Below are 23,754 nucleotides of genomic sequence, written 5' to 3'. Positions count from 1 at the left end.
GTCAGAACGAGAATTCTTCGATCAAATCCGGGTCACCGCCGCGGTAAGTCGCACACCGTACGATACGTTGCTGAATATCGATCGTAACGCCGTCCCCGTTGGGTACCCAGTCGGGGGAGTGTCCTTTCCCGACGTTTGTGAACCCACCAAAGTAAAGATCGGCATCAAACGGGTCCGAAGAGCCGAAATATTCTCGGCACCCGAAGTGGGCGTTACCGCCCAGCCATTCTCCAGCAAATGTTGATCTAGAGGAGAACGTGAAGACGCCAAGGGGGCCGTAGCGCCCGAATTCAACTTCACCCGCGTATTGCGTCTGGAGATCGGGAGAGAACTTCTTCGTTGTGACGTAGACGCGAAAAACACCCAGGCCGTGAGGATGAGGGCCAGAACATTGCCCGACATATTCGTCGGCGCTGCTCCATATCTTGGCGCAGAACGGTCCTTCATAATCCGAATCTTCAAGGGCGATGGGTAAGATGTTGGTTTCGTGGTCCTCGTAGTTTTCGAGGGCGTTCTGCAGGTCCGCTCCGCCGGCTCTACGAAGTTTCATAGCAAGAGATTTGGCGCGTTGAGCGGCTTGATGAGCAGCTAGAGCGGCCTGCCGGGCACGCTCGAAAACCGAGCGAAAGCGTGCCGCATTGCGCCCGATCGCTTCTCCAACGAGGTCGAAAAACGGGTCTTCTGGTCCAGAGGGAAAAGCGGATGGAGCGATTGGCAGCGTCGAGCTGTCAGACGAAGAGGTCTGCTCTTCCCGAGCCAGTCGGTCGACGATCAGCTTCATCATGACTTCGGCCGACGCGCGCGCAGCAAACGGCTTGTAACGATCTTCCTTTTTCGGATCGGCATGATCCATCACGCCTTTCACAACGATCCAGGCAGGCGTCCCTGTGCCGCGAGCAACGGCTCCAATGGCTGCAGCTTCCATTTCTAGGGCTAGGACAGTTCGAACGCCGCTTTGCTTGAGCGCCTCCCAGGTGACGCCATCTTTCACGACGACATCTGCACTTGCCATCGGCCCTGTTCGGATCACGAAGGGCAGCTTTTGAGGCGCGTCGACATTGTAGGCCTGCCAAGTCTCGACCCGCTTTTGGCCTGCCGGGGTCAATGCAAACGTTGCGCCGACTTGCTTCACCAGTTTCTCGGCGACCATAGCTTCCAGGTTAGTTGGCCAGGCTCCGGGCGCGAAGTATCGGCTTCGCGCCGGGTGCTTGATCGGATCCACCTTCCGGTACAGCGTTTCTAACAGCCAGCGGCGAGCTTCTTCCATTGTCGGCGAGCCGTGACTGGGTAGGTCGTTTGGCGACAAGTCCTGAGCGGCTCGAACCCAAGTTGGAGGTGCCGGGGACTGCCGGTAATCTGCTTGAAACTCGTTTTCCTCTCGTTTTCCTTCGTCGTAGGCGTAGGTCATCTCGGCAACGACGACGTCACCCAACGCCAAATCGGCAGGATTGCCTGCACACACACCACACATCGCCAAACAGTCGGGTCGGTGGCGTTCAAGCAATGTGGACGCAATCATCGTTGTCGGTACGGAGCCCATACGGAGTGGGCGCGCCAGTGCGATTGCCAAAGGGCTTTTGCCTGGGATGAGGTAGAGGCCCCAATCAAGGGGCGCGACATCGTCGGAGATCTTCTGCCATTCTACGATCCCGCAGCCATCTGTCGCCGACAGGGTTTCTCGGGCTGCCTCAAACTCCATTTGCAGCGCAGTGACGACCAGGACATCGATTTTGGGAAGCACGCCTAGCCTCGCAGCCAAAAGTTTAGTGGAGTCAGAGTTCCCCCTAGCGATTAGCCAAGCTTCGAGGTTGGCGCCAGGGGCAGCTTCGTCAGAGATGAACGGCAACCCGACCATTGACGTGACCCATACATACGGGGTCACGACGAAGTCTGTGCCTATGTCGAGCGCCGCCCATGGCCGACCTCATTGGAGACGCGGAACACCAGCGCCGTCGTGATGACGTTGAGCCAGATCAGCAGATAGCGGGCGAGTTCGTCGTCCGGCGGCGTGTCGTCTTCGAAATCGAGAGCCTCGTCTTCGAGGACGCCGTAAGCCTGGTGCGCGAACCGGGAGAGCTCGGGATAGACCGCGTCGTAAAAGCGCCCGCCCAGCGCCGAGATTCGCGCCTTCTCGACGACCGAGGTCAGCAGCCGTTCGAAACCGCCGAGCCCCTTGGAAATCTCTTTCTCGGTTTCGGGATCTATGTTGGCGGCGAAGGGATTTTTTCGAGGCCCGACGTGAGAAACGGCCTGTAGCCGCGGCCCGACGAACGACGGCGACAGCCAGTCGACGTAGAAGCCGAGAAAGGCCTCGTAGACCATTCGGACCAGTGCGCAGGCGTGTTCGACCCGCCCGGTCGACAGGAGTTCGTCTATAGTCCGTAGAGCCCGCTCGTGCCGCAAAAGCCGTGCATGCAGCATCTGGTGATAGTGCACGCTGTCCTTTCTCTCGAGGTGAAAGTCGCGAACGGCTGCGCGGGTTCGGGCGCAGTCGTCGACGAGCATAGCCAGAGCTTCCGATGCGGGCAGATCGTCAGCGCGCCCGTTGGCAAGGTAGGCGCCGACCTGAGGGGCTAGTGCGCGGACATAGGACCAGACGTTCGACACGTTGCGGGTCCAAAGAGCGCCTTCGTCTCGGCGAACCTCCGCAGGGTCGTAGATGAAGGCGGGGACGTAGGTGATGCCGAGGGATCTGTAAGCGGCGAGTACGATCTCGTTGTCGGGGCAGACGAGTTTGCTCTCCTTGTCGCAGAGAGGGCTCCAATAGAGGTGCAGGGCGGGCCGATCGCCTTGGCGGATGATATCTCTGAAGAAGTCGAGATCCCCGTCTTTGACATGGGACGAGTGAACGGTGATGCCGCTCTCCCGAACGTAAAAGCCGCTCGTCACGAGATCGGCCCGAACGCGGGTCATCGACACGCAGGTCTTTCCCAGCTGCGCGTTCATGAACAGTTTTTGGAATATCGGATCGTGCTTGAAGTCGGGATCGAAGGCGATCTCGTCATAGCGCACCGTGGTCAGCTTGGGGCTTCGACGGTGGAATTTCGGCTTGACCATGGTCTTCCCGGTTCGGGCGGTAGCGAAGGCGCGTGAGAAACGTGGAGCTGATCAGACGGTGCTCGGCGTCGCTGCTCAGGGAGCTTCGCCGATCAGCGATGCATGCTTCGGTTCTGTCTTGGTCGGTGTAGGCCGATCAAGAAGCTCTCCTCGGCCATGTAAGCGTTGAAGGTGCCGACCTGGGTGGTGACCTCCGTGCCCTGTCGGGCATAGACGCTGCCTTCTCGATCGGAGAGCAGCGCTCGCCAGACCTCGGCTTCGGTGGTCGGCGTGGACGTGCGCTTACCGGCAAGCGCACCGGAAACGTCCCGCTGCCAGCTGCGCATTCGGGTAGCTAGCGGCGCTTTGCTCGACCCGATACGGACGATTTCGTCGCCGACGACGAAGGCGTAGAGGCACAGGGTCAAGCTCGCCAAATCCTCGTTCGTGACCTCGACAAGAAAGCTGTCGCCCACGATCTTCACGGTGGCCAGAGGCTCGAAGCCGTAGCTGTTCAGCGTCGCAGCACCCATACAAATCTCTCCGCGTGTCGGACTGGCCCATTGTCGAGCAACTCTCCGACCCGGCCGATGTGACGCTCGGCCATCTATGCTCAGCGCGGCTGGGTGCCGAAAGCCGAAGATAGAGTTTGAGCAGCTGACCAGAAATCGACCAATTATTCGAAGATATATATTCAGAAACAACTATGCTCTGCGTTCGAAGATCGTTGCTCGGCGACCTGTCGCATCGAGGTTGCTCTCCACCTCGACCGCCCGGGGGCTGGTTTATGTCTAGACTGGTCGTGCCCAGAAGGGGGCGAACACCAGCTCGGGGCATTTGCGCAGCGCCGTGGACGACGGCATGGCCGAGCGTACCCCGAACTTGCGGGCCTCGTAGCTGGCGGCGGCGATGACCCCGCGCGCGGCCGGCGAGCCGACCGCGACGGGCCTGCCGCGCAGGCTCGGATCGTCACGCTGCTCGATGGACGCGAAGAAGGCGTCCATGTCGATGTGAATGATCTTGCGCGGCGTCTCCATGTCGCCCAACGTTTAGCAGATGTCGAACGTAACGTGAACCTTCATTCCGTGCGATCGTGCGACATTTCCGGTCGCATGAAGTTCGGGAAAGGACGTTCGGGGACAGATTTCGGCGACGAAGATATTGCCGAACGCCATGCGAACGCTGCAAGAACAGCCAGGAGACCTTCTCGGTCGGAGGTTTGTCGGCGATCCTCGATTTCGAGATTCGCGACGGTCGTACGTCAGGAGTGTTGGTTTGAAGATCGCCGGGCTTTTTGCCGGAGTCGGAGGGCTCGAAGTCGGCCTGGCGAGAGCCGGGCACGAGACTTCGATGTTCTGCGAAATCTGGGAACCCGCCCGGGCCGTCCTGGCCGACCGCTTTCCCGACATACCCTGCGCCAAGGACGTCCGGGAGCTCGAAAGTCTTCCGGACGAGGTCGAGGTTCTGGTCGGCGGCTTTCCTTGCCAGGACCTCAGCCAGGCGGGCCGCACCGCCGGTATCGGCGGCAAGCGCTCGGGCCTCGTCGACCAGATCTTCCGGCTGATCGACGCGCGCCCCGTGCCGTGGGTAGTGCTGGAGAACGTCTCGTTCATGCTGGCCTTGGATCAGGGCCGCGGCATGCGTTTCCTGGTCGAGGAATTCGAGGCGCGGGGCTATCGCTGGGCTTATCGCGTCGTCAACACCCTGGCCTTCCTTCCCCAACGCCGCAACCGCGTGCTCTTCGTGGCGACCAAGACCGACGCTGATCCGGCCGACGTGGTCCTCGTAGACGACGTGGAGCCGCCGCCGACCTCGACCTCGCTCGACGTGCAGGCTCACGGCTTCTACTGGACCGAGGGTCTACGAGGGCTCGGCTGGGCGCCGGACGCCGTGCCGACCCTGAAGAACGGCTCGACGATCGGCATCCCTTCGCCGCCGGCCATCCTGATGCCCGACGGCCAGGTGGTCACGCCCGACATCCGTGACGCCGAACGCCTGCAGGGCTTCGACGAAGACTGGACCCTGCCGGCCGAAGACGTCGGGCGCGCGTCGCTGCGCTGGTCCTTGGTCGGCAACGCCGTCTCTACGCCGGTGGCGGGGTGGCTCGGCGAGAAGCTGAAGGTCCCAGGCCGCTACGACGTCGCGCGCGATCGGCCGCTGCGCGCTTCGGGCTCGTGGCCGCCGGCCGCGCGGTTCGACGGCGCCGAACGTCACGCCGTCGAGATCGGCGCCTTTCCGGTCTGGCTGGAACGCCCGGCGCTGACCGACTTCCTGCGCTATCCCGGCAAGCCGCTTTCGATCCGCGCCACCCGCGGCTTCCTCGAACGCACCGAGCGTAGCTCCTTGCGCTTCGTGTCGGGTTTTCAGGATCGCATCCGCGCCCACCTCGAGGTCGTGGCGCAGGACTACGCCCGGATCGCGGCCGAGTGAGCCGCAAGGCTCCGAGCGGCTCGCCGCACGGCGCCAGGCTCGCCAGACAGGCCCGCCGCGACACCAAGCCCGAGCGTCAGGTCGCCACCGCGCTGAGAGCCTTGGGGCTCGGCTACCGCAAGGACGTCCGCGGCCTGCCGGGCAAGCCCGACTTCGCCAACAAGTCACGACGTTGGGCGATCTTCGTCCACGGCTGCTTCTGGCATCGCCATACCGGCTGCCCGCGCGCGACGGCGCCCAAGAGCAACCCCGACTTCTGGACCGAGAAGTTCGCCGCCAATCGGCGTCGCGACGCCAAGGCCATCCTAGCCTTGCGCGCCATGGGATTCAAAGTGGTGGTGATCTGGGAGTGCGAGGCCCCGCAGGCCCAGGCGCGTCTCTCAAAGGTCCTTGAAGCGCGTGGCGTAGATGTGCGCCAGCCGGTCGACCATTGAATCGTAGTGGTAGATGTCGCCGGCCGGCGGCGCAGGCGGCGTCGTCACCAGGCTGACAGCTCTGCCGTCGTTGACGAAGTCGACCAGTACGATGGCCAAGGCGTCGTAGCCGGTGTCGCCGGTCTTCGAGCGCTTGGGCAGCTGACGGACCTTGTCGACGGTGATCTGAGCGTCCTTGGGCAGGGTGTGCCGGCTCCACTCGGGATCGGCAGCGCGGTTCTTCTTGTTGAGATCGGGGCTGAGATAGGTCTCGGACGCGTTGATCATCACGAAGCCCGCGGCGATGGCCTGGTCGGTGGCGCCGTGCACGGTCAGGTGGGACGAGTTGAGCTCGTCGTAGAGCCGCGGCAGGGCGCGCTGATGGGCGGTCATCGCCGCCTTGGCTTCCAGCGCCATCAGCACCGCGCCGACGGGCGTGCGGTGCAGCGCCGGCAATTGGGCGAAGAGGGCGGCTTCTTCGGGCGAGAGCAGGATGTCGTAGGACTTGATCAGATCGCCCAGGGTCGGTCCGGCGGGCGCCGCGCCGCCGGCCGGCGTGCAAAGAACGACGTCGAGGTTCTTCTTCCGATCGTGCACGAAGTCGCGCATCTCGTGATTGATGCCGAACCCCACGCGGCCCTCGGAGACGTGGCGGCGCAGCAGGGGGCTCGCCCGCAGCAGGTCGAACATGATGCCCCAGCAGGCGACTTTCGAATGGTGGTCGCTGCGCGAATGGTACTGCCAGGCATTGCCGTAGCGGTCGTTGCGTGTCGAAGCCGAAAGACTACGCACGAGAATCTGCGGGCCGAACATGCGAGTCGCTCCGACGGTGGATAGTTCTGGTAGCGCTCGGGCGGCCGCACGGCGAGTCCCTTCGCCGGCACGCGCCGAAGAAGAGCGCTCCGATTTCGGGATCGACGGCGGATCGGTCCGCCACCGGACGCCGAACGATGTCACGTCGACGCGCCGTTGCCGCTGGCGGGGACGACGGCGCCAAGGCTAAGCTTTGCCGATGAAGCGCTACGCCTTCCCAGACCTTGCCGCTGCCGACCTCGTCATCGACGCGACCTACGAAAGCGATCGGGCCATCAAGCACGTTGCGGGCGAACCTCTGGCGCGCCTCACCGGCACCGGTAATCAAGGCGGCTTCCGCTACTGCGGGCCCAACGCCGCGCCCAAGCTCGTCGTGCTCTACAGCACCATGGCCGAGGCAGACTGGCCGGACGGCCTGGACGAGGAGACCGGCCTCTTCACCTACTACGGCGACAACCGAAAGCCCGGCTACGAGCTGCATGATCGGCGGTCAGGGCGCGGCGGCAACCAGATCCTTCGCCGCGCCTTCGAGCTGGCCCACGGCAGCGAGGCCGAGCGGGCGCTCGCGCCGCCGTTCCTGGTCTTCGCGAAGGGCGAGGGCCGCGACGCCGTCTTCAAGGGGCTCGCCGTCCCGGGCGCTGCCCATCTCGACCTGTCGAGTGACCTGGTGGCTGTCTGGAAGCTGGTCGATGGTCAGAGGTTCCAGAACTACAAGGCGATCTTCACGGTCCTGAACCTCGACGTCGTGCCGCGTGCCTGGCTCGACGAACTGCAGCAGGGCGTCCTGCTCGGCCCCTCGTGTCCGGCGGTCTGGCGCCAATGGGTGAAGACCGGCAAGGCCAAGGCGCTCAGGGCCGAGCGTGTCAGCCGGACGCGGACCAAGGCCCAACAGTTTGGCGACGACACCCGCAAGGCGATCGCCGAGGCCGTTCACGCCCACTTCGCGCCCGCGCCCCATGCCTTCGAGCATTTCGCCGCCGACATCGTGCGGCTGATGGATCCAAACGTCGTTTCGATCGACGTCTCGCGGCCCAGTCGGGACGGCGGGCGTGACGCGGTCGGCCACTACCGGATCGGCCAGCCACAGAACTGCGTCACCGTCGAGTTTGCGATGGAGGCCAAGTGCTACAAGCCCACCGCCGGCCTCGGCGTCGAGGTGATGTCACGGCTGATCAGCCGGCTGCGCCATCGGCAGTTCGGCATTCTGGTGACGACGAGTTACCTCGGCGACCAGCCCTACAAGGAGATCGTCGAGGACGGTCATCCCATCGTCGTCTGTGCTGGTGGTGATCTCGCCGTACTGTTGATCGAGAAGAAGGCGCTCAATACGCCGGGGGCGGTGCGCACCTGGCTGGCCGAGGCCTATCCGCTTTCGGGCGATGCCTCGCAGGCCTGAGCGGGGCCAGGCCTAAGAGCGTCAGCCCCGATATTCGAGGACGATGATCTGATGCTCCCCGCGGGTTTCGCCCCGCTCGTGCATGGCATGGAGAAAGCGGTACCTCTGATGGCCTTCGATCAGGCAGAAGCGACGATCAGGGTGTGCGCCAGTGCGCAGTTCGAAGCCCTGTGGCGTCGACAGGACGAGAAGCGGGTAGTCCCAAGTCCCTTGCTCGCGCATGGGTTTGCCGGTGGGCGATCCTTTCAGGTTCTCGTAGTTCCACCGCGGATGAAGCGCATAGGGGAAGTGCACGTCGGCCAGAATCTTTTCGGCCGGCCAGCGCTCGACTCGGGAGGCGAGGCCTTCAAGCGGTAGTCCGTAGTAGTCCGACAGGCTCCAGTGGCGATGGATCCACTGCTCTGCAGCGCGCAGTTGGATACCGGGTAGGAGCGCCTCGCACCGTTCCCACCAGAGCTCGAAAGACTCTCGGTCGAATCCGTCCCCGCGTGGTTTGAGATCGGCCGGCCAATCGCCGTGGCTGCCTGTGAGATCGAGCATGGCCTCAGATGGACCAGTGCGCCGATCTCGTAAACGGCGATCCTCCGACCTCAGGGTGCCAAGTGGCGATGGGCAGAAGCGGCGCCGTGACGCTAACGTGCAGGCATGGACGAGACCTGGTTCGAAATGCGGGACACGACGCGGGCCAAACTGGCGGCCGGCGTATGGGTGCCGTTGCACGTCGCCGAGGAACGGCGTCATAGCCAATATCCGCAGGTGGGATTCTGGTCCGACTGTCACGACGTGCAGACCGCTGCGATCCGCCTGACCGACAGACCGGTCGTCGAAGCGCTGACGCCCGGCGCCTTCTTCGGTGAGCATCGCATCGATCCCGAACTAGAGCCCTACAGGTCTATCGACACGGTCGTGCACGAGGAGATCGCAGCGGTTCGCCTGGCGCTCGTCCAGACCTTCGTGACCGGGGATCCGGAGGTTTGGACGCTGCACCCCGATCTGGTGTTCGCCCTGGGCCTGAAGCAGGAAGGCGACGTTTGGGTCCGGCCGGAAGAAGGTTACTGCGAGGTCGTCCAGCTTCGGCGCAACGACGAAGGTGCCCCCCACGGCCTTTTCATCAAGCCGGAGTTCTTGAAGGACTATCTGGCCGCCAGGTCCATGGTGCTGCACATCTGCCAAACGCGGCACCGTCGGGGTTCGCTGACGGAGCTCGACCCTTTCGGCTGGGGCAAGAAAAGCGAAGTGGATGTCGATGGTGTGCAGCTTCACCGCAGCACCTGGACCGCTGGCAACAAGTTCCATGTCTATCGGCTCTCGCGAACCGATCGATGGGCCGACGACGAGCTTCCTGTCCTGGGCGCGCCCGACGATGAGAACGTGGAGTTCGAGGAAGAGGTGATCGAAGAACCGGGACCCCAAGGTCAGATCGTCGACACCTGGTTCGAACGGCGCGAATGGTTCGAACCCGGCGCAAATAGTCCGCGGGTCAAAGGGGATCCGCCGTCGTCGTCGATCTCGTTCGTCGTCGACCCGTCGGGCGCGACCATGCCGGCGTCCGTGCTGAACGACGAAGATATCGGTCGCTGGCTATGGTTCTCGCCAGGGGTCATTCCGGAGCTGCTTTCCAGACGAGGCGCGTTGATCGGTTGGGTCGGCGAAGAGACGGGGGTCGTCAAGCTGGCCGGATCCTACGAGGTCCCGTTCGGCGACAACGTGCGCGACAGGGTCGTGGTCTATGCGCGCGACGTTGCGAGGTTGGCCCCGTGGGAGCAGGCGATCTGGCGCGGCTTCAACGTCACTCCGGACGGCGGATTGCCCCAGGGTCTGACGCTCGGCATGGGGGACGACCTTCCCGCGCCCGAAGCGAGGTTCGCCTACGGGCTCGAAGCTCTCGATGCAGCTTGTGTCGCGCGTTGGGGGCGGGCCGCATTTCGTCGACACGACGATACCGACCAGATCCTGGCTAAGGTTCATCGGTATCGCGCGCTCGATCAGGCCGGTCTCCTGAGCCTGGCGAAGGACGTTGCGCGGCTGACGGCCGATCGGCTCGATACCGACTTTCTGTGGAAGGTCGTTCCGTTGAGCAAAGGCGAGCGGCGTGGCTCGCTGAAGTCGCTGGAGCAGGCTCTGGCGACGCTGATTCCGGCCAAGGTCGCGCACAATCTCCTCTCGACCTTGTTCGGCGTCTACGACCTGCGTCTCGCTGACGCGCATCTTCCGTCTTCGGCCTGGACGGAAGCTCTCGCCAAGGTTGGCATCGATCCTGACGCCACGCCCCTCAAGCAAGGGCGGCGCCTTCTTCAAAGAGCAGCGTCGACGCTAGTGGTTCTCGCGGCGACCATCGATCCCAGCTGATCCCAATTGGCGATTGATCCAGCCGCCTGGCAGGGCGATCGTTATCCGAACGGGGGAGGTGGCCATGGGCGAAGCCAAGGCGAGGCGCGCAGCGCTTCGAGCAGGAAACGAGAGCGCCTTTCGGCTGGAGATGGAGCGTCTGATGAGCCCGCCCACGCCAGAGGAGGTGGAGCTCCTGGCGGTGGTCGAAACTCTGTCGTTCCGGAACATCCCGCGCGCGTCTCGTAGCGAGCTCGCGCTCATGCGAATGATCCCGCAGCAATGTCACGCCAATGCCGCTGCGTACGAAGACATGGACCCGACGGGAGCGTCCAAGCGCGTGTCGGGGTGGTGGCGGCGTGGCGATCGCTTCTACTTTCATTCGGTCGTCACGACGCCCGGAGGCATGGGGTGCATCACGCCTCATCCAAGCTCGGGTCCACTGAACTTCGCGCCAGACCCCGAAGTCAGCTGGGAGCAGATTGGTGACCACTTCAAGGGGATCCGAAACGGGAAGGTCGTGCCCTTCATCCTTCGAAAGGACCCCGCGAAGGTGTTCGCCGCTTGCCAGATCGCTCTCGCGCGGCTGGACGCTGGCGAGGATCCCGTGAATATCCGCCCTTTCCCAGGGGAGCTTTAGTCGAGGCGAGCAAAGGTGCCCTCTTTCGATTTGTCGGATGCGCCTAGCGCCTGGCTTCGACAAGAACGGTACCTGGATCGACCGGGCGTCGGCGGAGCCGGCCCGTTGTGCCTCTATCGTGAAGAGGGTCTCTGTCGGGGGCGAGCCGGCGGCGCCGGTGCAGTATCCGAGCCGAGTAGCGCCTGCCCGTTCACTGCTTATCCGGTTTGCAATTATCCAGCTTTTAGGACCCGCAGCGGATTGAAAAGAAAACACCTTTCCGTTGACTACAAGTTTGAGGCTCTACTTCTCGATGTCGAGGCGCGCCCCGCCTAGATCGCCACCGAAACCAATTGTCGATTCTGGTCTACTCTCGCCCGTGAATCTGGAGCGGCGCAACCTGGCGCCGAGCCGCCGAAGCCTTCAGATTGTCGGCATGTCCGATCCCCTGTCTCCCGCCGCCCGTGCGTCACCCTCGACGGCCCGAAATCGCGATCCCATTCTGGAGGTCCTCCGGACGCGCCTGCCGGCAAACGGTCTGGTGCTGGAGGTTGCGGCGGGCGCTGGCGAGCACGCAGTTCACTTCGCCGCAGCGCTGCCTAGGCTGCGATACCAGCCAACCGATGCTGATCCCGGCGCTCTGGATAGCATAGCCGCCTGGCGAGAGCATGCCGGCCTGGCCAACCTTCTGTGTCCACTGGTGCTGGATGCGTCGGAACCTGACACCTGGCCCGTTGCACGAGCCGACGCTGTCCTCGCCATCAACATGATCCATATCTCGCCGTGGACGGCCACGGCCGGCCTGATGACGGGCGCTGCGCGTGTCCTGCCTACAGGCGGCGGCCTGTTCCTTTACGGCCCCTTCATCGAGAACAACACGCCGACAGCGCCCAGCAACCTCGAGTTCGATCAGAGCCTGAGACGGCGCAATCTCGAGTGGGGAATTCGCCATCTGGATCATCTGGTCGCCTTGGCGGCTACCCATGGCCTTGGCCTATCCGAACGTCTCGCCATGCCCGCTAACAACTTGGTGCTCGTGTTCCGAAAGACTTAGCCGCTCGGCACGCTCGGCCAAGGTCCGGTTCTCGGAGGCGAGCGAGGGTCCGTTCCTGGCGCTTGTAGGTTGTGAAGCGCAAAGCTCCGGCTTGCCGATTAGACGGGCTCCCTTATCGCCGGCTAGCGCGAGGCGTTTGAGCCGGGGGGCTCGCTAAACCGCAGCCCTAAGCGCCGGTTCGCTGGATGTCTCTTGCGGCGTCGGCTCATGATGGTCCACGGACTGGAAACGTCCCGCTACGAAATCGATGACGCGGTCACCCAACTTCCAGATCTCGGGCCGGTGAGACACGATGATCAGCGTCGCTCCGCTCGCCTTGATGGCCTGGATGATCTTCCGCTCCGAACCGACATCCAGGTTCGCGGTCGCTTCGTCCAGGATGATCAGTCGGGGCTCATCCAGTAGCGCCCGCGCCAGCAATATCCTTTGCCGCTGGCCGCCCGAAAGACCGCTTAGACCCTCTCCGACCTGGGTGTTCAGCCGCATCGGCAGATTACGCACGAAGTCGTCGAAATCCGCGAGCCGCAGCGCCTCGTAGATTCGCCCATCGGCAATACCGCGCCGGAACACGGCGACATTGTCTCGAAGGCTTCCGGGCAACAATCGGTCGCTCTGCAAAACCGTGGCAAATCCAGCCATAGGATGCTCTGGCCGACGTCCGTCGACCAGTACCTGCCCCGATGTCGGCTCAAGCAAGCCGCAGACGAGCTTGACCAGGGTGGATTTCCCGCAGCCGGAACCGCCCTTGATGACTAAGCACTCTCCCGCCGCAACATGGAGCGTGACGTTGGACAGGACTTCATTATCCAGCGCGCCATAGCGGAACGATACGTCTTGAACATCGACGATCCCGCGCTCGATCGTCCGCGGCGGCGGCGGTACGAACTTCAATTGCGGCTGAAAGTCCTCCGTCACGAGCCGTTCAATCTCCATGGCCCGATAGCGTTGCCTGAGCTGGAAAAGGGCGGCGATGGCCTGGGACAATAGATCCTTGTAGGCGGCTAGAGCGACAAACGAACCGAGCGCGCGTCCGTCCGAGGCTACGAACAAAGCCGCGACCGAGACAAAGGCCAGGGTCTCCGCGGATTTGATGAACGTCTCGGCAAGATCGCGGATGTTGCGGATTTTCTCGAGCTTGAACTCGACTTCCGCGATGCGCGACACCGCAATGGCGTAGCGCGTCCGCCCTCGCGCGAGGGAGCCGAACCGCGCCAGCATCGGCATTTGCGCGAGGACTTCGAGGTTGAAAGTCTGCCGCGCTTGCGACGCCTCGAATGAGGCGGCCAAGTGCGATGATTGGGTGCGATTGAACGCGAGCTCGATCATGATCGACAGCGACAAACCGATGAAGCCGGGCGCCGCGAGCCATGGGGATATGTTGAAAAGGACGACAACGCCCACGACGATGCTGATGGCCGTCGTACCGGCGGCCTTGAAAACCTCACCGGCGAAGGAGAGCTGACTCTCCACCGCGGAAATCTGGGCCTGGACCGTGGCCGGCCTGACAGCATTGAACCATTCGAATGGCTTGGCCGCGAAGTTGTCGAACATCGACCGGCTGAAGGAATTGAGCGCCTTTCGCTTCACGATGCCGTTGAGCGTCGATCCGGCGAAGTTCGTGATCGCTCCGACCACCGCGATCATCGAGAACGCAGCGATGATGAATGTCGATGGCGAGTGCCCCGGGAGGCGCACGAGGTTATCGATCGCCAGCTTGCTGACCAGCGGCAGGCCCAAGGCCAGCAGTTGCGCGAGACAAGCAAAGGAGATCGCCCACGCACCGAGCGCACCCAGATAGTGCTTGAAATAGGCAAGGAGCTGCCGCGCCTTTGGCGCAGCGTCTGCGTTCCTCGGCACGGGCGGGGCCAAGGGTTTCTGCGTGAGAACGCCGAGACCGTTGGCCTCCCGGGCCAGCCGCTTCAGTGGGATCCAGGTCCAGCCGAAGCGCGGATCGAAAACCTCAACAGCTTTACCCCTAGCACGCCTGGTGACGACGTAGTGGCCGCGCTGGAGCAGCACGATGCCCGGTGCGGGGTAGGCACTCGGTGATTTCGGATCGAATGCGATGGCCTGGGCAGGGATGCCAAGCGCGGTCAGCGCATCACGCACCTGGCGCAGGGTCAGCCCGCGGCTGGTCCAGCCAACCTGCGATTTGATTTGGGCGACCCGGACGGGCCGCCCGTAGAGAGCGGAAACCGCGGCTATGCAGACATAGCCGCAGTCCGCGGGCTCAGTCTGCGGCTCGACCGCAGGCCGTCGAAACTGGCGGAGCGTTTCTGCCGCTCGGGCGAACAAGATGCAAAGCCCCATTCACGTCGTCAGGTCAGGGCCGCGTAACGTGGCCGCCATTGTTACACTTGTAGTTGCTGCTGCCGTCACAGCCGCCCGTATTGGTGCACTGGCTGTTGTTGGTTGAACCCGCGCACCCGCTATTGGAGCAGTTGGCGGGATTGAGGTCTCCGCCAGCCATGGTGAGATCAGCATCCATGGCGAGCGTCGACAGCTCGGCATCGTCGAGGACGAGGCGTCCGTCTTCGCCCAGTTCGAGGCGATCAAGAGAGATCATGCGCGTTCTCCTAGTTCGTGACTCTGCACTGCATGAAGCCGTTGGTGGATCCCCCGCACTGGCCAGAGGAGTTCGTGCAGCCGCCGCTGTTGGAGGAGTTGTTGCAGGACGAGAAGTTCGAGCACTGCGTGTTGCGCTCGCCGTCACCGCCGGCAGTCGTGAACATAACGTCGTCGGCAAGCCCCTTCAGGAACTCGTCATCGAGCACCATCCGCCCGTCGGCGTCGAGCGTCACCCCGGTCAATTTGATACCTGAACTCATCCTTTCATCTCCTGCTTTTCCCTTGGGAGGCCTTCATTGGGGACGGGCGGGATCGCGCGCCCGAGATTGAAGAGCGGACAGCCAAGTTCGGCCTCCTCGAGGCTCTCGAGCCCGCGCAGCCATGGACGCAACTTGGCGTTATCGATCTGAACCGTGCCGTCGGGGCGTAGGCTGCCGATCGTGTTGCGATCGTCGCTCAGGGCGACGGTGCATTTCCCGACGCGCCCATCGGCGCGGACGAGCAGCGAATTGGCCTTCGCCGCGTAGCAGATATAGGGTCCATCCAGATCGACATCGCTCGACCGCTGGCCTGCAGCGGATTCGCCGAACTGCTTGCCCTGGGCAACCGCGACATCGAGATTGTCGATCTGCGCCAGGCGGACCTCGTCGTGACCCGAGCGCAGGATCGCCCTGAGCTCTTCACCGATCTGTTTGGTCTCGGCGATCGACAGAGGCGCGATAACCGTCTTTCCGCCATCGCCGCCGAGGTCGCGCAGATGCTCGAAGTCCACGCGGAAACGCTTGTCGTCACCGAACTGCGCCCTGATTTCCTTCATGAGGTGACGGGCGCTGTCGATGTTCGTCCGGCGCAGATGGACCCGGATCAGAACCTCGAAGTCGCCTGTGTGCTTCGCCATCGCGATCATGTTGTTCCAGATGCGGTCGAAGGAACCGCGTCCGTTGGCCTGTTTTCGGACCTGATCGTGGGTCTCGCCCCACCCGTCCAACGTGATCTGGTAGAAATTCTGCCGATAGGACAGCAGCTCGTCGAACAGCTCGGACGTCAGCAGATACGCGTTCGTCGTCAGGCCACCCTGGAAGTCAACGCCGTGCGCCCTGGCGGTCTCGAAAGCGTGTCGCGACAATCTGGTGACCACGTCGCGGGCGAGCAGCGGTTCACCGCCGAACCAGCTGAAGCGCAGTTTCGCTAGCTCCGCGATCCGGCGCTCGACAAAGAGCTCGACGCTACGCTGAACTGTCGCCGACATGCGACCGATCGCGAAGTCCTCATAACAATAGGTGCAGCGGAAGTTGCACTTCTCGGTCGGAAGCAAGATCAGTTCCTGCAGTCGCGGCGTGATCGTCGAGCCGATCCGTTGCCGCGAAAACTGGCCGCCCCAGGCAGCCGGATCGGTCGAACCCGCTACAGCCGCAGCTTCGCGAACATCCATGTGATCCCCCTTGGCATCCGAGCGGCTCGTGAAGCGGCTCAAGGACGATGCTGGAGGTTAAATCCACTTTAGAGTGCGCAACAACGTTAAACTACCGGAAATTGTCATTTTTGTTGAGCGACGCAAATACTAGCCATCACGCCCAAATTGTCGGCTGACAGCGATGCGCAGGAGCGGCGCCGGATTCCAGCTTTCAACCTCCTCGCGGGCGACGCCGGACGCGATGACCTTACGGTAGCGAACACTGTCGAACAGGTCGCTGACAGTCACGACCAGAGTCGCCTTGGCCGAGAGCGGATGGCGCCACGTCGCGTCGACCTTGAAGAACCCGTCCGAGCGTGTCTGCGGGGTCTCGATGGGGCCGACGTAGCGGGCCGTGAGGAGGTAGGTGTCGCCGTCCCGCTGCTTGCGCGGTGGCGCCTTGTATTCGAGCTGAAGACTTCCGGCGTAGCCCCACCAATTGTCCCCGAGAGGGCCAAAGCCTGCCTGGTCGAGGGTTCGATTGTAGACGTTGCCCGCCACTGTCGCCTTTACGCGCGATGACAGCCGGCGCTGGACGTTCAGGTCGACGCCCCAGCTGTCCTGTTTGCCGGCATTGACCGGCATCGAGACCGTCACGTCACCGTCGAGGACGCGATAGTCTTGGGCCAGCACGTTTCGCGAGAGGCGGCGATAGGACGTCATATTGAGGACCGATCCGTTCCTCTTGTACTCGACCCTGGCTTCGAAGGAGTCGATCTGCTCAGGCTTGAGATTGGGATTGCCGGTGCTTGCCTGTGTCGCCGATGAATAGACAATCTGCGGGTCGAACGCCGTGATGTCCGGACGCGAGATACGGGCCGAATAGCTGATGTTGAGGTTCACGGCCTTGCCGAGCGCCCGGCGCAGGAACAGGCTGGGAAAGATATCCGAGCGCCCGCCCGAGGCTCTCGGCCCACCGGTGGAGACTGTATAGGTCTCACGCTCAAACCGAATACCGGGAAGGACCGTCCAGGCTCCAAATTTCGCCTGCGCACTCCCATAGGCGGACGCCACATTGCGCCAGCCTGACATGTCCTCAAAGTCTGGCATTCCGATTGGCTCACCCGCGAGCGCGGTAAGGGATTGCCGCACCGATCTTCCGGCGTGCTCGAACCCCATCCCCGTCGACAGGCTCGCGTCCGGCCCGATCGGCCGCTCATATTTGGCGCTGAGCGCCGCGTCTTCGTTGGCGGTTCGGTTGGTGATCGATGTTGCAGCCTCACGGGACGTGAAATGCTGTGTGATCAGCAAGTCCGTGTCCGAGGCAAGTCGAGACCAGGTCAGGTCCGTCGTGAACCGCTCGTCCTCTTTCGGGCCTGCCCGCTCGTAGCCGAGATTGGCGCTGTCGATGTCGAACCGGGTCTTCTGCTTCGTCTGCTCCTGCCGGGAAAGGGACGCGTCCGCGGCGTCGACCTCGGTATTGGTCGTCTGACGCCCTCGCGATCGGCTGCTTTCGCCGCCGAAAGCCACTTTGACCTGATCGCTGGCGCTGAAGACAAACTGGGGCTGAACCGCGCGCCCCCTGAAGTTCGCCGTCATTTTCGAGCGTTGGATGGAAGCGCTCGCCCCCTGACCGCCCCCCAAAAGCTCCCGCGTTCGAATGGAGCGGCTCTCGGGACGATCGGCTGTCAAACGGGCCGAACCGGACACCGCCCAACGCCCCGCGCTCCAGTTCGGCGACAGGCTGATGTCCGAGGAACCGAGGGTATTGACGTTGGCGTCGATGGTTCCCGACAGGCCGTCGATGAACGAGTGGTGGGTTATGATGTTGATGACACCACCGACACCGTCCGCAGCGAATTCCGCTGGCGGGTTGGTGAGGATCTCTACGCGGTCGATCCGCGAGCCGCCTGGGCTGCGCAGAAGGCTACGGACGTCGGGAACCGGCTTTCCATCCACCAGCACGGTCACGCCCGGAACACCGAGCAATGTCAGTTCGCCATTGGCGGTCAGCGTGACGGAGGGCAGTTTTGCGAGCACGTCGATCAGTGGCGACGCTTGCAACTGCGGGTCGTCACGCAGGGAATAGATCTGACGATCGATGCGGGTGCTGATGTTGGTGGTCAGGGCGTTGACGATGACGGCCTCGACGGGCGCCGGCGTCTTGTCTGCCCGAGGCAAAGGGGGGGACGGATCGGTTGCGGCAGCCTGCCCGACAGTGCCTCCGACGAAGGCGATCATCAAGAACGACGACACAACGAGCCCCGACATTTGAAACGACCGGGACCACCTGCCTTCGCGCACGCACGTCGGCTGGCGCGAATGTCCAACCTGCAGTGCGCCGAAACAATCAGTCAGCTGGGTAAGCCAATGCCCGACCCAAGAATCCAAACACGAAAATTTGGCGTCAGCAACTTCAAGTTGGATTTATCTGCACAACTGCCGCAATCCACATCATCCAGCATCGTGTCACCTCGAGCCCTTCCGCCCACGCAACAGGATGCGCGTCCCGGCTCTTCCGGACCGATCTAGACATGGCTCACAGCTTGGCCATACGTCCGCCGTCAACTTCTAGCGCAGTTCCGGTAACGAAGCGGGCGTCGTCCGACGCCAGGAACAGCACAGGTCCCGCCACGTCGTCAGGTTGGCCGACATCACCCGGTTCCAGCACTTCAGCGCCATTGGCCAGATTGGGGCTGGCCCACAGCATCGCGATGTCGATAGCGCCCGACATGACCGCGTTGACGCGGATGCCCTTCAATGGCGGCGGTGCGCGTGAGGCTAAGCATCGCCGCCTTGGCTGCCGCGTAGGGACCAACGTCGGGGCTGGTCTGGCGAGCGTGGATTGAGGCGACATTGACTACCGCCCCCCGGCCCCATCCGCCGGAACGCCTCACCGGTGAAGAAGGCCGCGCCCAGCAAATTGACGTCCAGAAGGCGACGCCAGTCTGTGCCGGTCAGCTGCGCGATCGGCTTGTAGATCATCATGCCGGCGACGTTCACAACAGGGAGCACGACATGAAACTGAAGATCCGCTCGGTTCACGAGCACGGCGACGCCACTAAGGAATACGTCATCATCGACGTCCTGGCCGATTGCGACGTCTGCAAGCACGGCCTAGCCGACACCACCTATACCGGGGAACACAAGGTCTCGAACCGCCTGCGACACTTCTATTGGTTCCCGGACCAGGACGTGAAGAAGGGCGATGTCGTCAAACTGATGACCGGCATCGGCAAGAACACCTCCAGCACCAATGCGCTCGGCACAACGGTCTACACGTATTTAGCCCTGGCGAAGACGACCGAGTGAAGCACGCTCAGACCGCCATTTATCGGGGACCCAGAGGTCCCTAGCGATAGGGTGCCATCTAGGAGCTCGGGATAGTCCCCAGACACGCCTTGGCCTTTCATCCATTCACGCCATAGGCGGTCACAGGCCGCCGGTGCGCCAGCATGTCGACCGGTTGTAAGCAATTCAGCGCGCGACCTGACCAAATTGGACGCGGCCTCTAAGACTTGGAGTACATCCTCTCCTTTGGGGCCGAACAACTGACCGAGATTTTCTTCCCCAACTATCTTCACAGCCACAGCTCTTGTGTAGCGAGCGTGGGGGAGCGGAGCACCTCCGAACGCGCGCTGATCGTGAGAAGTGGCAGCGTCTAAAATCTGCGCACGCCAGAGACGTCCTGGCCACTTGGCTACAATGACTGAGGCGGGGTTATGGTTGACTACGATCCAGGGTGGACCCCGGCCCGCGATGCTGATCACCGCTCCGTCTGACGCCTGCTGCATAGGGCCCTGATCAGCATGGCTGACATAGACCAACCCCTCGGTCGGCTGCGCTAGGCTGGGACGACGACCAAATTGCAGCAGCTTCGCAAGCATTTGACCTCGACGCTGCCCGATAAATTCAAGGTCCGCAACGGGTCGTGAGCGGACGCTGGCGTCAGTGCCGACACCTGGCCCTCGTGGCGGCCGCATCGGGCCAAGCCTGAAGGTCGGCTTTCGACCCATCGCGGACCTTGGGGCGGTCTGCTTTCAGGCGCTCGATGTCCGCCTAGCTTCGGTCAGCTGAGGACACGTTCTGACCTCGAACACTTAGGTAAATTACGAAATGAATTGACGCCGATCGAGTCGAGTCATATTACTTCGTCGCATGGCTAACCTTTCCCCTTTGCCTCGGACGTTTGCAGCGCTTGCCGACCCGACGCGCTGCGCCATCGTCGAGCGGCTATGCCGGGGGCCGGCGACTGTCAGTGAGCTGCAGTCACCCTTCTCGATCGCGCTCCCGACCTTGATGCAGCATCTGCGGGTGCTCGAATCGAGTGGCCTTGTCCGGTCGCAGAAGGCTGGCCGCGTCAGAACATGTCATGTCGAGACGGAGGGGCTGCGCCAGATCGAAGACTGGCTGGGCCAACGTCGGGCCATCTGGACCCGCCGGCTGCAACAGCTCGAGGCCTACCTCGACGAAACCTCCCCCAGATCAGAGGAAGGCGCCTGATGAGCCCCTTACTAGAGCGCGGTGAATTCGCGCTGGAACACGCTTACAGCTTGCCGCCTGAAGCCGTGTTCGAGGCCTGGAGCACGCCTGTGGCCCTGTTGCGCTGGGGGTCTCCCGGCGACGGGTGGTCCTCGTCCGTCAAGCAATTCGATTTCAAAGTGAACGGCGAGCAGGTTGTCGAATTCTGGCCTTCGGGCGGGCCCGTCATGGTCAATCGCATGCGCTATCACGACATCGTGCCCGCCAGGCGCATCGTCATGGCAGGCTCCCTTTCGACGGGCGGAGAGACGATGTTCGTCGGCGTCCTCGCTGTGCAGTTCGAGCCCAAGGGGTCAGGCTGTCAACTCAGTCTCAGCGAGCAGGGCGTCTATCTCGATGGCCGCGATCAGCCGGCTTTTCATCGGGATGGCTGGCGCGCGATGCTGTCGCGTCTGGAGCTCGAACTCGACGCCGAGGAAGGTAGGTCATGAACCACGCCAACAGGCTCTACTACTTCCCCGCCCTCTCGCCTCGAAAGGCGTGCGCTCTGGCTCGCCACGTGGAGGCTCCGGTCGACTACGTGCTGGTCGATCTCGGGAAGGGAGAGCACAGGAGTGAGGCGTTCAGGCGCTTGAACCCGAATTGCAAAGTGCCTGTCCTGGTTGAGGCGTCCGGAACTCTGTGGGAATCAAACGCCATCATGTGCCGGCTGGCCCAGATGACCGGCTCCAGCCTATGGCCCAATGACAGGCGACAAGCCGATGCAGTCCGATGGATGACCTGGGATTCAGAGCAATTCAGCCGCCATGGCGGAGAATTGTATTTCCTACATCTCGTCGGACCAAACATCGGCCTCGGCGCACCCGACCCGCAGCGGGTCTGTGAGGTTCAGGCGGCATTTCGAGCTGGGGCGCGAATTCTCGACGAACATCTGGCAACGGTCGATTGGGTGACGGGCGAGTCGGTTTCCGTTGCGGACTTCGCGCTAGGGGCTTCCTTACCCTACGCCGACGCGGCTCACATACCGTTCGAAGAATTCCGCAATGTTCGGACCTGGTATAGCCGGCTGGCTGCACTGCGCGGCTGGGCTGAACCCTTTCCGGTTCACTGAGCTTTGCCGCCACGAGGCTTTGGCGACGTTCGTCCACTTCGGATTCTTGGTCTGGCGCTGGGTCGTGTGCCAGTGTCCGCATTCCACCGAGGCTGTGTGAAAACCCCGAAGCACCATAGTCTTTAGGCATAAGGCTTCGGAGGTGCGGGATGGCGCGCTTTATCGAGGGAGAGGATCGTCGGCAGGTGGCGCTGCTGCCGGAATGCCTGGACGATTACGTCGGCGAAGACAGCTCGGTCCGGGTGATCGACGCGTTCGTGGACGAGTTGGATCTTGGAGCGCTCGGCTTTGACCGGGTGCGGGCGGCTACGACGGGGCGGCCCGGCTATCATCCCGGCGCGATGCTGAAGCTCTATCTCTACGGCTACCTGAACCAAGTGCAGTCGAGCCGGCGGCTGGAGCGCGAAGCTGGGCGCAACACCGAGCTGATGTGGTTGCTGGGCAAGCTGGCCCCGGACTTCAAGACCATCGCCGACTTCCGCCGCGACAATGGCCAGGCGCTACGGGCGGCCTGCGCCGCCTTCGTGACGGTCTGTCGGGACATCGGCCTCCTGACCGGCGGTGTGGTGGCCGTGGACGGCAGCCGGTTCAAGGCGGTGGCCGCTTTGGCAAGCCGGACTTTGTCTACGATCCCGCTGAGGACACCTATCGCTGCCCAGCGGGCGAGACGCTCTCCAGCGCATGACCACCGTGGAGAACGGGCAAACGCTGCGCCGCTACTGGAACCCCTCGGCCTGCAAGAGCTGCGCACTGAATTCCCAGTGTACCCCGGCCAAGGAGCGACGCGTCACACGCTGGGAACACGAGGCCGTCATCGAGGCCATGCAGCGAAGGCTCGACCGCCATCCCAAGGCTATGCGCATCCGACGACAGACCGTCGAGCACGTCTTCGGAACCCTGAAGGCCTGGATGGGAGCCACCCACTTCAAGACCCGGCGGATGGATAACGTGGCCGCCGAGATGAGCCTGCATGTCCTGGCCTACAATCTCAAGCGCGCCATCGCCGTCGTCGGCGCCCAACCGCTCATCACAGCGATGCGGGCCTGAGAAAGAAAGCTCCGCGCCGCCCCCTTCTCCCGACACGCCCAGAGGCGTTTCCACACAGCCTCCACCCGTTGCGGACATTTCGAACCTACTCCACTAATAGCTGTATGAGGCTACTCACGCTGCTTTTCGTCTGTGGGCTAAGGGTGGTGCCGGACGTAATGGTCAGTCGAAGTCAAATACCTCGCCTCGTGCTTCGCCGCCGAGTTCCTTTGCGCGATGCCAACTCACCCACAACGGCTCCGTAACCACCGCGCCTTTCAGGAGCAAGTCTACTAGCCGCCGCGCGAGCCAGTCCTCGGCTGGCGCCAGCTTGTGGTCACGCACGATGCAGTCGATGCGCGAATGTGGATGGTAGCCTTCAGCCCCAATATTAGGCTTCGTCGTGAAGTAGCGCGCGATCGGCGTTGCTAGCGACCCACCCTGAACGGTCCGTTCGATGTGGAAGATCTCACCATTCCGAAAGCCGCCATCGGCGTCGGATGTTACGTAGAAGTTCGTATCGATAGGCAGGTTTGGCATCGTGACGCTCTCTTGAGCGCTCCTAGAACCAGACTGTTGGAAGGACTGCAACGGGTGGAAACCAGACGCGGGCATAGCTATGAAGCAGCGGTCCCGCGTCGCCTTGAGCGTTGTCTTAGTCGCGTTGGCCGCCTTCCTCATATGGCGCGCTCCTGCGATCTATCGGCTCTATCAGGATTGGCCGTTGATCGCTGCTTGCGCCCGAGACAACAGCAACTGCCCTTGAGCGTCTGGGCTCGCCGGCACCCAGAAAGCGCCTTCCGAGGGCCTGAGAAGGGTGGTTTTTGGGCCCTGCGGCTTCGCCTACAATCTTGCCGACAAGGTGCTTTTTCATGAGGCAAGCAATGATTGTGGACCAAGTGCGCGCCTCTCTACTTCCAGTCATGGAAGACCTAGCCGAGGATTTTCGCCGCAAGCATCCAGCTTGGAAGGCGAGCATCGTGGATATCTCCTGAACGTCGGTGTTGAGGTACGACTTCCATCTTCCTGTTCTGTTCACGGTAATCGGGGGGCATGTTGGGGGGGGGGGGGGGGGGGGGCGTTAC

21 protein-coding genes and 3 pseudogenes are annotated in these 23,754 nt (G+C 62.8%); 11 read left to right on the top strand and 13 right to left on the bottom strand.

Annotated elements, in window-relative coordinates; translation table 11 throughout:
- Nucleotide 1: 1 nt before the first annotated feature.
- The 4 genes and pseudogenes from AC07NF_RS09215 to AC07NF_RS09200 form a co-directional block, all read right to left on the bottom strand.
- The gene (locus AC07NF_RS09215) at nucleotides 2-1,741 is read right to left on the bottom strand and encodes a hypothetical protein (protein ID WP_494632092.1); all 1,740 of its coding nucleotides are present in this window, start codon (nucleotides 1,739-1,741) and stop codon (nucleotides 2-4) included.
- 155 nt (nucleotides 1,742-1,896) lie between these two features.
- Nucleotides 1,897-3,057: a hypothetical protein gene (locus AC07NF_RS09210; RefSeq protein WP_494632095.1), complete on the bottom strand. Its 1,161-nt coding sequence runs from the start codon at nucleotides 3,055-3,057 to the stop codon at nucleotides 1,897-1,899.
- Nucleotides 3,058-3,149: 92 nt separating this feature from the next.
- Complete coding sequence (locus AC07NF_RS09205; RefSeq protein ID WP_494632099.1) at nucleotides 3,150-3,569, bottom strand: GIY-YIG nuclease family protein; 420 nt, start codon at nucleotides 3,567-3,569, stop codon at nucleotides 3,150-3,152.
- Nucleotides 3,570-3,848: 279 nt separating this feature from the next.
- A pseudogene (locus tag AC07NF_RS09200) lies at nucleotides 3,849-4,073 on the bottom strand (Y-family DNA polymerase); the annotation flags it as partial.
- A gap of 136 nt (nucleotides 4,074-4,209) precedes the next feature.
- Between AC07NF_RS09200 and AC07NF_RS09195 the strand changes: the two are divergent.
- Both AC07NF_RS09195 and AC07NF_RS09190 read left to right on the top strand, forming a co-directional pair.
- Nucleotides 4,210-5,466 carry a DNA cytosine methyltransferase gene (locus tag AC07NF_RS09195; RefSeq protein ID WP_494632100.1) on the top strand — a complete coding sequence of 419 codons (1,257 nt, stop codon included), beginning with the start codon at nucleotides 4,210-4,212 and terminating at the stop codon, nucleotides 5,464-5,466.
- A complete protein-coding gene (locus AC07NF_RS09190) occupies nucleotides 5,463-5,900 on the top strand; it encodes a very short patch repair endonuclease (RefSeq protein ID WP_494632101.1) in 438 nt (145 codons plus the stop codon). Before AC07NF_RS09195 ends, AC07NF_RS09190 begins: the two co-directional genes overlap by 4 nt.
- Here the strand turns inward: AC07NF_RS09190 and AC07NF_RS09185 are convergent.
- Nucleotides 5,847-6,692 (bottom strand): hypothetical protein, encoded by an 846-nt coding sequence (locus AC07NF_RS09185; protein WP_494632104.1) that lies wholly within the window; start codon nucleotides 6,690-6,692, stop codon nucleotides 5,847-5,849. The two genes, AC07NF_RS09190 and AC07NF_RS09185, sit on opposite strands and share 54 nt — an antisense overlap.
- 199 nt (nucleotides 6,693-6,891) lie before the next feature.
- Between AC07NF_RS09185 and AC07NF_RS09180 the strand changes: the two genes are divergently transcribed.
- Nucleotides 6,892-8,088, top strand: a complete 1,197-nt coding sequence (locus AC07NF_RS09180; protein WP_494632108.1) for a restriction endonuclease — start codon at nucleotides 6,892-6,894, stop codon at nucleotides 8,086-8,088.
- A gap of 21 nt (nucleotides 8,089-8,109) precedes the next feature.
- Here the strand turns inward: AC07NF_RS09180 and AC07NF_RS09175 are convergent, their stop codons facing one another.
- Complete coding sequence (locus tag AC07NF_RS09175) at nucleotides 8,110-8,628, bottom strand: hypothetical protein (RefSeq protein WP_494632109.1); 519 nt, start codon at nucleotides 8,626-8,628, stop codon at nucleotides 8,110-8,112.
- A gap of 105 nt (nucleotides 8,629-8,733) precedes the next feature.
- On the opposite strand from AC07NF_RS09175, the gene AC07NF_RS09170 reads away from it, so the two are divergent.
- The 3 genes from AC07NF_RS09170 to AC07NF_RS09160 all read left to right on the top strand — a co-directional run bounded on the left by AC07NF_RS09170 (nucleotide 8,734) and on the right by AC07NF_RS09160 (nucleotide 12,089).
- Nucleotides 8,734-10,437 carry a hypothetical protein gene (locus AC07NF_RS09170; RefSeq protein ID WP_494632110.1) on the top strand — a complete coding sequence of 568 codons (1,704 nt, stop codon included), beginning with the start codon at nucleotides 8,734-8,736 and terminating at the stop codon, nucleotides 10,435-10,437.
- Between the two features lie 64 nt (nucleotides 10,438-10,501).
- The gene (locus AC07NF_RS09165; RefSeq protein WP_494632115.1) at nucleotides 10,502-11,056 is read left to right on the top strand and encodes a hypothetical protein; all 555 of its coding nucleotides are present in this window, start codon (nucleotides 10,502-10,504) and stop codon (nucleotides 11,054-11,056) included.
- Nucleotides 11,057-11,471: 415 nt separating this feature from the next.
- Nucleotides 11,472-12,089 carry a DUF938 domain-containing protein gene (locus AC07NF_RS09160; RefSeq protein WP_494632117.1) on the top strand — a complete coding sequence of 206 codons (618 nt, stop codon included), beginning with the start codon at nucleotides 11,472-11,474 and terminating at the stop codon, nucleotides 12,087-12,089.
- Between the two features lie 153 nt (nucleotides 12,090-12,242).
- Here the strand turns inward: AC07NF_RS09160 and AC07NF_RS09155 are convergent, their stop codons facing one another.
- The 6 genes and pseudogenes from AC07NF_RS09155 to AC07NF_RS09130 all read right to left on the bottom strand — a co-directional run bounded on the left by AC07NF_RS09155 (nucleotide 12,243) and on the right by AC07NF_RS09130 (nucleotide 18,947).
- Nucleotides 12,243-14,384, bottom strand: coding sequence for a peptidase domain-containing ABC transporter (locus AC07NF_RS09155; protein WP_494632119.1), 2,142 nt, complete (start codon nucleotides 14,382-14,384; stop codon nucleotides 12,243-12,245).
- Nucleotides 14,385-14,412: 28 nt separating this feature from the next.
- Nucleotides 14,413-14,655: a hypothetical protein gene (locus AC07NF_RS09150; RefSeq protein WP_492814004.1), complete on the bottom strand. Its 243-nt coding sequence runs from the start codon at nucleotides 14,653-14,655 to the stop codon at nucleotides 14,413-14,415.
- 10 nt (nucleotides 14,656-14,665) lie between these two features.
- Nucleotides 14,666-14,917, bottom strand: a complete 252-nt coding sequence (locus AC07NF_RS09145) for a hypothetical protein (RefSeq protein ID WP_492814002.1) — start codon at nucleotides 14,915-14,917, stop codon at nucleotides 14,666-14,668.
- The gene (locus tag AC07NF_RS09140; protein ID WP_494632123.1) at nucleotides 14,914-16,089 is read right to left on the bottom strand and encodes a radical SAM protein; all 1,176 of its coding nucleotides are present in this window, start codon (nucleotides 16,087-16,089) and stop codon (nucleotides 14,914-14,916) included. The genes AC07NF_RS09145 and AC07NF_RS09140 overlap by 4 nt, the downstream gene beginning before the upstream one ends.
- A 129-nt stretch (nucleotides 16,090-16,218) precedes the next feature.
- Nucleotides 16,219-18,291, bottom strand: a complete 2,073-nt coding sequence (locus AC07NF_RS09135; RefSeq protein ID WP_494632126.1) for a TonB-dependent receptor domain-containing protein — start codon at nucleotides 18,289-18,291, stop codon at nucleotides 16,219-16,221.
- A gap of 298 nt (nucleotides 18,292-18,589) precedes the next feature.
- Nucleotides 18,590-18,947: pseudogene (locus AC07NF_RS09130) on the bottom strand (SDR family oxidoreductase).
- On the opposite strand from AC07NF_RS09130, the gene AC07NF_RS09125 reads away from it, so the two are divergent.
- The 5 genes and pseudogenes from AC07NF_RS09125 (at nucleotide 18,907) to AC07NF_RS09105 (ending at nucleotide 22,690) form a co-directional block, all read left to right on the top strand.
- Nucleotides 18,907-19,362, top strand: a complete 456-nt coding sequence (locus tag AC07NF_RS09125) for a hypothetical protein (RefSeq protein WP_494632153.1) — start codon at nucleotides 18,907-18,909, stop codon at nucleotides 19,360-19,362. The pseudogene AC07NF_RS09130 and the gene AC07NF_RS09125 sit on opposite strands and share 41 nt — an antisense overlap.
- Nucleotides 19,363-20,208: 846 nt before the next feature.
- On the top strand, nucleotides 20,209-20,553 hold the full coding sequence (locus AC07NF_RS09120) for an ArsR/SmtB family transcription factor (RefSeq protein WP_494632128.1): 345 nt from the start codon (nucleotides 20,209-20,211) through the stop codon (nucleotides 20,551-20,553).
- A complete protein-coding gene (locus AC07NF_RS09115) occupies nucleotides 20,553-21,023 on the top strand; it encodes an SRPBCC domain-containing protein (RefSeq protein ID WP_494632129.1) in 471 nt (156 codons plus the stop codon). The genes AC07NF_RS09120 and AC07NF_RS09115 overlap by 1 nt, the downstream gene beginning before the upstream one ends.
- The gene (locus tag AC07NF_RS09110; RefSeq protein ID WP_494632131.1) at nucleotides 21,020-21,643 is read left to right on the top strand and encodes a glutathione S-transferase family protein; all 624 of its coding nucleotides are present in this window, start codon (nucleotides 21,020-21,022) and stop codon (nucleotides 21,641-21,643) included. The genes AC07NF_RS09115 and AC07NF_RS09110 overlap by 4 nt, the downstream gene beginning before the upstream one ends.
- 149 nt (nucleotides 21,644-21,792) lie before the next feature.
- Nucleotides 21,793-22,690 (top strand): annotated as a pseudogene (locus AC07NF_RS09105) (transposase).
- Between the two features lie 162 nt (nucleotides 22,691-22,852).
- On the opposite strand, the gene AC07NF_RS09100 reads toward AC07NF_RS09105, so the two are convergent.
- Nucleotides 22,853-23,209, bottom strand: a complete 357-nt coding sequence (locus AC07NF_RS09100; RefSeq protein WP_494632132.1) for a hypothetical protein — start codon at nucleotides 23,207-23,209, stop codon at nucleotides 22,853-22,855.
- Nucleotides 23,210-23,754 lie beyond the last annotated feature (545 nt).

This window comes from Caulobacter sp. GW821-FHT10A06 (assembly GCF_059415805.1).
The sequence above is the reverse complement of the archived record's forward strand: the minus strand, read 5'-3'. Positions and strand labels throughout refer to the sequence as shown.

Excerpts from the sequence above, each read along its gene's own strand:
- AC07NF_RS09185 (WP_494632104.1), bottom strand. The coding sequence starts at position 6,692 with ATGTTCGGCCCGCAGATTCTCGTGCGTAGTCTTTCGGCTTCGACACGC.
- AC07NF_RS09145 (WP_492814002.1), bottom strand. The coding sequence starts at position 14,917 with ATGAGTTCAGGTATCAAATTGACCGGGGTGACGCTCGACGCCGACGGG.
- AC07NF_RS09180 (WP_494632108.1), top strand. The coding sequence starts at position 6,892 with ATGAAGCGCTACGCCTTCCCAGACCTTGCCGCTGCCGACCTCGTCATC.
- AC07NF_RS09170 (WP_494632110.1), top strand. The coding sequence starts at position 8,734 with ATGGACGAGACCTGGTTCGAAATGCGGGACACGACGCGGGCCAAACTG.
- AC07NF_RS09195 (WP_494632100.1), top strand. The coding sequence starts at position 4,210 with ATGCGAACGCTGCAAGAACAGCCAGGAGACCTTCTCGGTCGGAGGTTT.
- AC07NF_RS09150 (WP_492814004.1), bottom strand. The coding sequence starts at position 14,655 with ATGATCTCTCTTGATCGCCTCGAACTGGGCGAAGACGGACGCCTCGTC.
- AC07NF_RS09100 (WP_494632132.1), bottom strand. The coding sequence starts at position 23,209 with ATGCCAAACCTGCCTATCGATACGAACTTCTACGTAACATCCGACGCC.
- AC07NF_RS09110 (WP_494632131.1), top strand. The coding sequence starts at position 21,020 with ATGAACCACGCCAACAGGCTCTACTACTTCCCCGCCCTCTCGCCTCGA.
- AC07NF_RS09115 (WP_494632129.1), top strand. The coding sequence starts at position 20,553 with ATGAGCCCCTTACTAGAGCGCGGTGAATTCGCGCTGGAACACGCTTAC.
- AC07NF_RS09205 (WP_494632099.1), bottom strand. The coding sequence starts at position 3,569 with ATGGGTGCTGCGACGCTGAACAGCTACGGCTTCGAGCCTCTGGCCACC.
- AC07NF_RS09140 (WP_494632123.1), bottom strand. The coding sequence starts at position 16,089 with ATGGATGTTCGCGAAGCTGCGGCTGTAGCGGGTTCGACCGATCCGGCT.
- AC07NF_RS09160 (WP_494632117.1), top strand. The coding sequence starts at position 11,472 with ATGTCCGATCCCCTGTCTCCCGCCGCCCGTGCGTCACCCTCGACGGCC.
- AC07NF_RS09175 (WP_494632109.1), bottom strand. The coding sequence starts at position 8,628 with ATGCTCGATCTCACAGGCAGCCACGGCGATTGGCCGGCCGATCTCAAA.
- AC07NF_RS09165 (WP_494632115.1), top strand. The coding sequence starts at position 10,502 with ATGGGCGAAGCCAAGGCGAGGCGCGCAGCGCTTCGAGCAGGAAACGAG.
- AC07NF_RS09135 (WP_494632126.1), bottom strand. The coding sequence starts at position 18,291 with ATGATCGCCTTCGTCGGAGGCACTGTCGGGCAGGCTGCCGCAACCGAT.
- AC07NF_RS09120 (WP_494632128.1), top strand. The coding sequence starts at position 20,209 with ATGGCTAACCTTTCCCCTTTGCCTCGGACGTTTGCAGCGCTTGCCGAC.
- AC07NF_RS09210 (WP_494632095.1), bottom strand. The coding sequence starts at position 3,057 with ATGGTCAAGCCGAAATTCCACCGTCGAAGCCCCAAGCTGACCACGGTG.